This is a genomic window from Aminobacter sp. P4_D5 (assembly GCF_056401815.1).
This window is the reverse complement of record NZ_JBFUIP010000235.1, coordinates 1-6,298: the sequence shown is the minus strand read 5'-3', so window position 1 is coordinate 6,298 and position 6,298 is coordinate 1. Positions and strand designations below refer to the sequence as shown.

The window sequence follows — 6,298 nt, the reverse complement described above, 5'->3', positions numbered from 1 at the left end:
GGTCTATTTTCTCTGTCACAAGAGCGAAGAGATTTACAGCTATGTCGCCCACGCCGTGGATGGGGACGTCGACAAGATTCAGCCAGTTGATCTCACGCGGGATGTCGGCGTTCGAATTAGGCCCAATTACGTGTATTGTGGCCGACCGATTGAGGCGACATACCTCCCCACCAAAATTGAACTCTCAGGGCCTAAGCGGCAGATTCCGGATCTCTACGACGCCTACGCTTTGTTTATCAGCGCCAAGGTCAAGGACGTCATCGAAAGTTTCGAACCCGATGTCCATCAGTTCTTTCCGATCGAGATTGTATGGGAAGATGGCGGCCATGCCGCCGACCGGTTCTGGTTCGTTCCCTGCAATCGCCTGGACACCGTCGATCGCGCCAAGACGACGTTCGAATTTCGCAACGTCTGGTTCCTGGACGGCAGCAAGAAAGAACTGGTCTTCAGTCGATCGCAGATCGGCGCCCATCATGTCTGGATCGACAAGTTTATCGTGATGCCGACGCCGGCAATCAGCGAGACGCTGAAAGCCGCCTTGGATGCAGCCGGCATTACCGGCGCGCACTATCAGCATTTTCCAGAGACGGACTGACTATCCAATTCTATGATTTCGCAAACTCCGGCGAAGAATTGCTCAAACACTTGGGAGCCGGTCGACGAGCAAGGGTGTTGAATGGTTTGTTTTCTCAGTCACGAGAACAAAGAAACTTACAGCTACATTTACCGCRCCTTGGATGGGGACGTTAGCAAGATACAAGCTGCTGATCTGACGCGAGATGCCGGCGTTCGAATTCGACCCGGCTACTCGTATTACGGCCGACAGTTCGAGGAGACATACATCCCCACGAAAATCGAGCTCACAGGGCCCAGGCGGCTGATTCCGGATTTCTACGACGCCTTCTGTTTGTCCGTGAGCGCAAAGGTCAAGGACGTCATCGAAAGTTTCGAACCTGATGTCCATCAGTTCTTTCCGATCGAGATTGTATGGGAAGATGGCGGCCATGCCGCCGACCGCTTCTGGTTCGTTCCTTGCAATCGCCTGGATACAGTCGATCGCGCGAAAACGACGTTCGAGTTTCGCAATCTCTGGTACCTGGACGGCAGCAAGAAGGAACTGGTCTTCAATCGATCGCAGATCGGCGTCCATCATGTCTGGATCGACAAGTTTATCGTGATGCCTACGCCGGCTATCAGCGAGGAACTGAAAGCGGCCCTGGATGCGGCCGGCGTCACCGGCGCGCATTATCAGCATTTTCCCGAGACGGATTGAACTAAAGGCGAGCGAGGGCCCGGGCTGCTGGCCCCCCTTGCGCTGATCACCCTCAAAGAAACAGGTCGACCTTTTCGAAGGTCGTCACATCGACCAGACCGACGTCGGAAATCCTGAGTTCCGGAATGACCACCAGCGCCAGCAGCGAATGCTGCATGTAGGCATTGTTAAGGCTGCAGCCCATGTCGCGCATCGCCTGAACCAGCTTGTCGGCCTTGGCGGCAACGATCTCGGCGCGTTCGTCCGACATAAGGCCGGCGATCGGCATCTCGACAAGTGCAAGTTCCTTGCCTTCGGAGAACAGCACCACGCCGCCACCGACCTGCCCTAGCCGGTTGGCGGCCAGCGCCATGTCGGCCTTGTTGGTGCCGACGACGATCATGTGATGGCTGTCATGCGCGACCGTCGAGGCGAGCGCGCAGTCCTTCATGTAGCCGAAGCCTGAGACAAAGGCGTTGGTCACAGTGCCGGTGCCGCGATGGCGCTCGACGAGCGCAATCTGGCAAACGTCGTTGCGGCGGTCCATGGCGACCAGACCGTCCTCGACGGCGAGATCGGCCTCCAGTGCGCGCGTCGGTGCCTGGTTCTCAATCACGCCGATGACACGCACGCGCACCTCGTTTGCGCCCTCCGGTGCCTTGATGTCGAAATCGACGGCCTTGAGCTTCTTGCCCAGCTTCACCGTCTTCTTGGCATCGGCCGGATAGGCGTAGGCGGGAATGTCGATGTCGAGCTTGCCGGCCTTGGCGACCCGCACGCCGCGCGCATAGACCTCGTCGATCTTGAGTTCGGCCAGGTCCGAGACGATCAGCACGTCGGCCAGCCGGCCCGGTGTGATCGAGCCAAGCTCGCGCTCGAGGCGGAAGTGCTGGGCGGTGTTGATCGTCGCCATCTGGATCGCCGTCACCGGCTTCAGCCCCTGCTGGATGGCGTGGCGCACGACGCGGTCCATATGCCCCTCATGAACCAGCGTGCCGGAATGGCTATCGTCGGTGCATAGGATGAAGCTGCGTGGGTCTATGCCCTGCTCGGTCACCGCCTTGATCTGGCTGGCGACATCGTACCAGGCGGAACCAAGCCGAAGCATCGCCTTCATGCCCTGACGCACCCGGGCGATTGCGTCTTCGGCGCGCGTGCCCTCGTGATCATCCTCTGGACCGCCTGCGACATAGCCGTGGAACGGCAGGCCAAGATCGCGGGAAGCGTAGTGCCCGCCCACCGTCTTGCCGGCTTTCACCGTTTCGGCGATCTCGCCCGACATGACCGGATTGTTGGCGGCGACACCGGGGAAATTCATCACCTCGCCCAGGCCGATGATGTTTTCCCAGGTCATCGCCTCGGCAACGTCCTCGACCGTCAGTGCAGCACCCGCATTCTCCAGCCCAGGCGCCGAGGGCACGCAGGACGGCATCTGCACATGCACGTTGATCGGCATGGCGAGTGCCTCGTCATGCATCAGCCTGACGCCGGGCAGGCCCAGCACGTTGGCGATTTCGTGCGGGTCGATGAACATCGAGGTCGTGCCATGCGGGATCACCGCGCGGCAAAACTCGGTCACCGTCACCATGCCGCTTTCGACATGCATATGCGCGTCGCACAGGCCGGGCACGAGATAGCGCCCGCCGGCATCGACAACCTTGGTGCCCTGGCCGATGGCGTGGCTGGCATTCGGACCGCAATAGGCGAAGCGGCCGGCAATGATGGCAACGTCGGTGCCGGCGAGGATCTCGCCCGAATGGACATTCACCCAGCGGCCGTTACGGATGACGAGATCGGCCGGCCGTCGGCCCATGGCGACATCGACCAGAAGCGGTGCGGTCTCGGTCCAGGGGCGCGGCTTGGCGAAATTGGTCTTGCTGGGCATTTTCGGGGATTCCTGAAATTCTTTCACGTAACTGTAGCGGAAGCGACGGCGGAATACAGGTCCTTGCCGGGTGGAAGGATTTTTCTCACATCCTCACCCGGCGTTCAGATGATAGGCGCGCTTCCCCGCCCACCAGCACTGCAAATCGTGTATGGAGGACCAAAGCCGCGCGACTCGCGGCGCTCTGGAACGGCGGACCCCGATGGCAATCAAATTCACTGAAAAGACAACCATCGCGGCAAAGCCGGCTCCCACCAAGGCGGCTTCCGTAGCGACGGCGCCGAAGGACGTAGCGAACGACACCCCGAAAAAGCCTGCCAAAAAGGTTGCTCGAAAGGCGCCGAAACCAGCTACGGCGGAATCCCCATTGCTGCCGCTCGATRCCAGCCAGGCAAGCGACCTCCCAGAAGATCCAAGCAAGGCTTAAGCGCAGCCCTTGTCCCAAGCCGTCTGTGCCGACTGTTTCACCACGGCTGACGCTGCTTGTGCAGGACGAATACACACAAGTGCCGGGCTCCATTTTCTGCGACGCGCAAGTGACACAAGCGATTGCCGGGGACTTGCAATCTTGCCCGGCTGCTTTACCAGTCGGGCCAAGCGGACGTGGCGGAACTGGTAGACGCAAGGGACTTAAAATCCCTCAGCCTAGGCTATGCGGGTTCGATTCCCGCCGTCCGCACCAGATTGAAATCGTTACCTTAGTCGAGATATCGATGCATGCGCCACGCCTTGGGGCCGCCACGCTTGGCAACGAGCGCGGCTTTGGCTGGGCCGGCAATGCGAGCGACCGCATCAAGCCTGAAGTGCACGGCATGTCGACAAAGCCATGGGAATCAGGAGGAATGCCTAGCAACGGCGAACCGTGATACTCTGATTATCGGGGAATTCCCGGCACATCCGTTCGCGAATGCCGGGCGCATTTGGAGAGGGACAAATGACCAGATCGGTTTCATGGCTGTTCGCTGCCGTGTCGGTCCTAGCCGCCGCCATCCCTTCCGTTCAGCAGGCGGGGGCCACCGAGGCAGTTGGCGGACGCTACATTCCCGGCGCCTATGCCCGTCCTGGCGCGGGGATTGTGCCGCCCGTGCCGGGCGTCTACTGGGACATCGCGAACGTTTATTATCATGGCGAGGCAAGCGGCAACGTACCATTTGGCGACAACCAGGTCGCGCTTGGCCTGAAGGCCGACATCTGGACCACGGCACTTGCGGGCGTCTAAGTTCCCAAACTGGACCTGCCCGGCAACTGGACCTACGCCGTCCAGGGCGCTCTACCGATAGGCTGGGTCAGGGCCGAGGCAGACGTCGGTCCCTTTGCATCGGTGGACGAAGTCACAGGATTGGGCGACATCGCCTTCGCGCCGATTTTGCTGGGCTGGCACAACGACGCCATGAATACCTTCTTCTCGACGTCGCTGACGATAACCGCCCCGACCGGTGAGTGGGAGAAAGGTGCCCTCGCCTTCATCGGCCTGAATAACTGGACTTTCACGCCGGCGGTTGCCTTCACATATCTGGTGCCCGAGCACGGCCTCGATTTGTCGGCCAATTTCGGTGTCGACATCAACACCAAGAACACCGCCACCGACTACTACAGCGGCGCGATGGCTCATCTCGATCTAGCCGTCACCAAGAATGTGACCGCGAATTTTGCCTTGGGCGCGGTCGCGGGCTTCCTCTATCAGTTCGAGGACGACCGCAGCACGTTCGCCGACGCCCATGACGGCTTCAAGGGCCGCTCGATAGGTCTGGGGCCGCTTGTCAGCTACAAGGCCAAGTTCGGTGAAAACACCGAGGTCGATTTCAAGCTGAAGTGGGTCCATGAGGTCGATGTCAAAAACCGCATGAAGGGCGATGCTGTCTTCTTCGACGTTGCCGGAAAATTATGATACCTGGCCGACACGATGGGTTGTCCCTCGGCTGAGTTGGGCATCCATTGCGTGTGTTCGAAAAAACCAGTCTCTCAACCCAGGAGATGTGGGTTCGATCCCCATCCACACCATGAAGACGGCTTCGCTCGCTTGATGCGCCGCGAAACGCCGTGATTCGTGGCAAATTTGCCACCCCTAGGTATTTTCGCAACGTCAACCCCACCCTCAAAAATTGCGGAGCGTTTCGGACTGAAATACAACTGGGCCGGGTGGTGAGTGAGTGGGGAGTTGCGTATGCAGTACAATTGGGAACGCGCGCCATATTTTTGGGAAAAACACCGTAGCGYCTGTTACGGGCTCGCAGCCGCGATATGCGGCCTGTGGATCGTGCTCTACACGGTGCCGCTCTGACCAAGTCTCGAACAACTGCTGTCGATCTTCGCCGCGCGATGCAACCAATCGGCCCCGGCAACGTTTGAGCCGGAATGACCGCCGTCGAGGCGCCGGACAGTCGTTGTGGCTGTGGTGGATGCCGAGGCGCTGGTGGCCAAGGACATCGCATCCTTCAGCGAGGGAAAATGATGGCAAAGCTCTTCTATGAAGTCGTGCAGCACGACGGCGGCTGGGCCTACAAGGTAGGCGGCACTTTCTCCGAGACGTTTCCCAACCATGAAGACGCCCTGCGCGCCGCTGAAACAGCGGCCGCCGAGCAGCGTGTCTCCGGATCAACCGACGGCATCCAGTATGAGGACAGCGAAGGCCGTTGGCACGACGAGCTTGCAAAGGGCGACGACCGTCCGGACACGGAAGTTTCGGATTAGCGGCATCTACCGCAGGGATTTCACGGCTCACTGCGTTCGAAGCGGTGCAAATGCTGGAACGGCATTTGCAACGACGCCTATGAAAAGGCTTTTGCAGCGGTCCGCCTGATCAAGACCGCAACCCGCTCCGGCTCTATGAACTGCGGCATGTGGCCGAGCCCCTCGACCAGATCGAGTTCCAGATCGCCGATGCGGCCTGCCAGCGACTGACCGTTCAGCCGGTAGTCGATCACGCGATCGCCCGTGCCGACGAGCACGCCCACCGGCACCATGATCTCCTCATAACGTGCCTCGACGCCGCCAAGATCCCGTTCGATCGCCACAAGATCGGCCGAAGTTGCATAGATGTGGCTGGGCCGAAGGCCGGCCAACCCGCCACCTGATATGCCATAGTCCTTGGTCGGCTGCTGCGGCCCGAAAACGAAGGCAAGCGTCTGCGGCGCATATTTGAGAGATGTCGGCACCCACAC

General features: G+C 60.0%; 9 protein-coding genes and 1 tRNA gene. 8 read left to right on the top strand and 2 right to left on the bottom strand.

From position 1 onward, the window contains the following. On the top strand, positions 1–595 hold a 595-nt coding region (locus AC1DWF_RS29060; protein ID WP_476842369.1), incomplete at its 5' end, for an imm11 family protein. Between the two features lie 81 nt (positions 596–676). Beyond that, positions 677–1,273, top strand: coding sequence for an imm11 family protein (locus tag AC1DWF_RS29055; RefSeq protein ID WP_476842368.1), 597 nt, complete (start codon positions 677–679; stop codon positions 1,271–1,273). A 52-nt stretch (positions 1,274–1,325) separates the two neighbouring features. Here AC1DWF_RS29055 and ade read toward each other — a convergent pair whose 3' ends face one another. Continuing rightward, the gene (ade, locus tag AC1DWF_RS29050) at positions 1,326–3,137 is read right to left on the bottom strand and encodes an adenine deaminase (protein ID WP_476785195.1); all 1,812 of its coding nucleotides are present in this window, start codon (positions 3,135–3,137) and stop codon (positions 1,326–1,328) included. A gap of 202 nt (positions 3,138–3,339) precedes the next feature. Between ade and AC1DWF_RS29045 the strand changes: the two genes are divergently transcribed. The 6 genes from AC1DWF_RS29045 to AC1DWF_RS29020 all read left to right on the top strand — a co-directional run bounded on the left by AC1DWF_RS29045 (position 3,340) and on the right by AC1DWF_RS29020 (position 5,828). After that, positions 3,340–3,564 carry a hypothetical protein gene (locus AC1DWF_RS29045; protein WP_476842367.1) on the top strand — a complete coding sequence of 75 codons (225 nt, stop codon included), beginning with the start codon at positions 3,340–3,342 and terminating at the stop codon, positions 3,562–3,564. Between the two features lie 170 nt (positions 3,565–3,734). Beyond that, positions 3,735–3,819, top strand: a tRNA-Leu gene (locus tag AC1DWF_RS29040). Positions 3,820–3,850: 31 nt separating this feature from the next. Then, positions 3,851–4,003 (top strand): hypothetical protein, encoded by a 153-nt coding sequence (locus AC1DWF_RS29035; RefSeq protein ID WP_476785196.1) that lies wholly within the window; start codon positions 3,851–3,853, stop codon positions 4,001–4,003. Positions 4,004–4,071: 68 nt separating this feature from the next. Continuing rightward, entirely contained in the window at positions 4,072–4,356 is a 285-nt protein-coding gene (locus AC1DWF_RS29030; protein ID WP_476785197.1) for a hypothetical protein, read from the top strand. Positions 4,357–4,365: 9 nt separating this feature from the next. Then, a complete protein-coding gene (locus tag AC1DWF_RS29025) occupies positions 4,366–5,025 on the top strand; it encodes a SphA family protein (protein ID WP_476789425.1) in 660 nt (219 codons plus the stop codon). 563 nt (positions 5,026–5,588) lie between these two features. Beyond that, complete coding sequence (locus AC1DWF_RS29020; RefSeq protein ID WP_476785200.1) at positions 5,589–5,828, top strand: DUF2188 domain-containing protein; 240 nt, start codon at positions 5,589–5,591, stop codon at positions 5,826–5,828. 77 nt (positions 5,829–5,905) lie between these two features. Here AC1DWF_RS29020 and AC1DWF_RS29015 read toward each other — a convergent pair. Further along, the coding region (locus AC1DWF_RS29015) for an alpha/beta fold hydrolase (protein ID WP_476842366.1) at positions 5,906–6,298 on the bottom strand (393 nt) is incomplete at its 5' end.

Bases quoted from the DNA above. Each gene is read 5' to 3' on its own strand.
- ade (WP_476785195.1), bottom strand. From the start codon at position 3,137: ATGCCCAGCAAGACCAATTTCGCCAAGCCGCGCCCCTGGACCGAGACC.
- AC1DWF_RS29030 (WP_476785197.1), top strand. From the start codon at position 4,072: ATGACCAGATCGGTTTCATGGCTGTTCGCTGCCGTGTCGGTCCTAGCC.
- AC1DWF_RS29020 (WP_476785200.1), top strand. From the start codon at position 5,589: ATGGCAAAGCTCTTCTATGAAGTCGTGCAGCACGACGGCGGCTGGGCC.
- AC1DWF_RS29035 (WP_476785196.1), top strand. From the start codon at position 3,851: ATGCATGCGCCACGCCTTGGGGCCGCCACGCTTGGCAACGAGCGCGGC.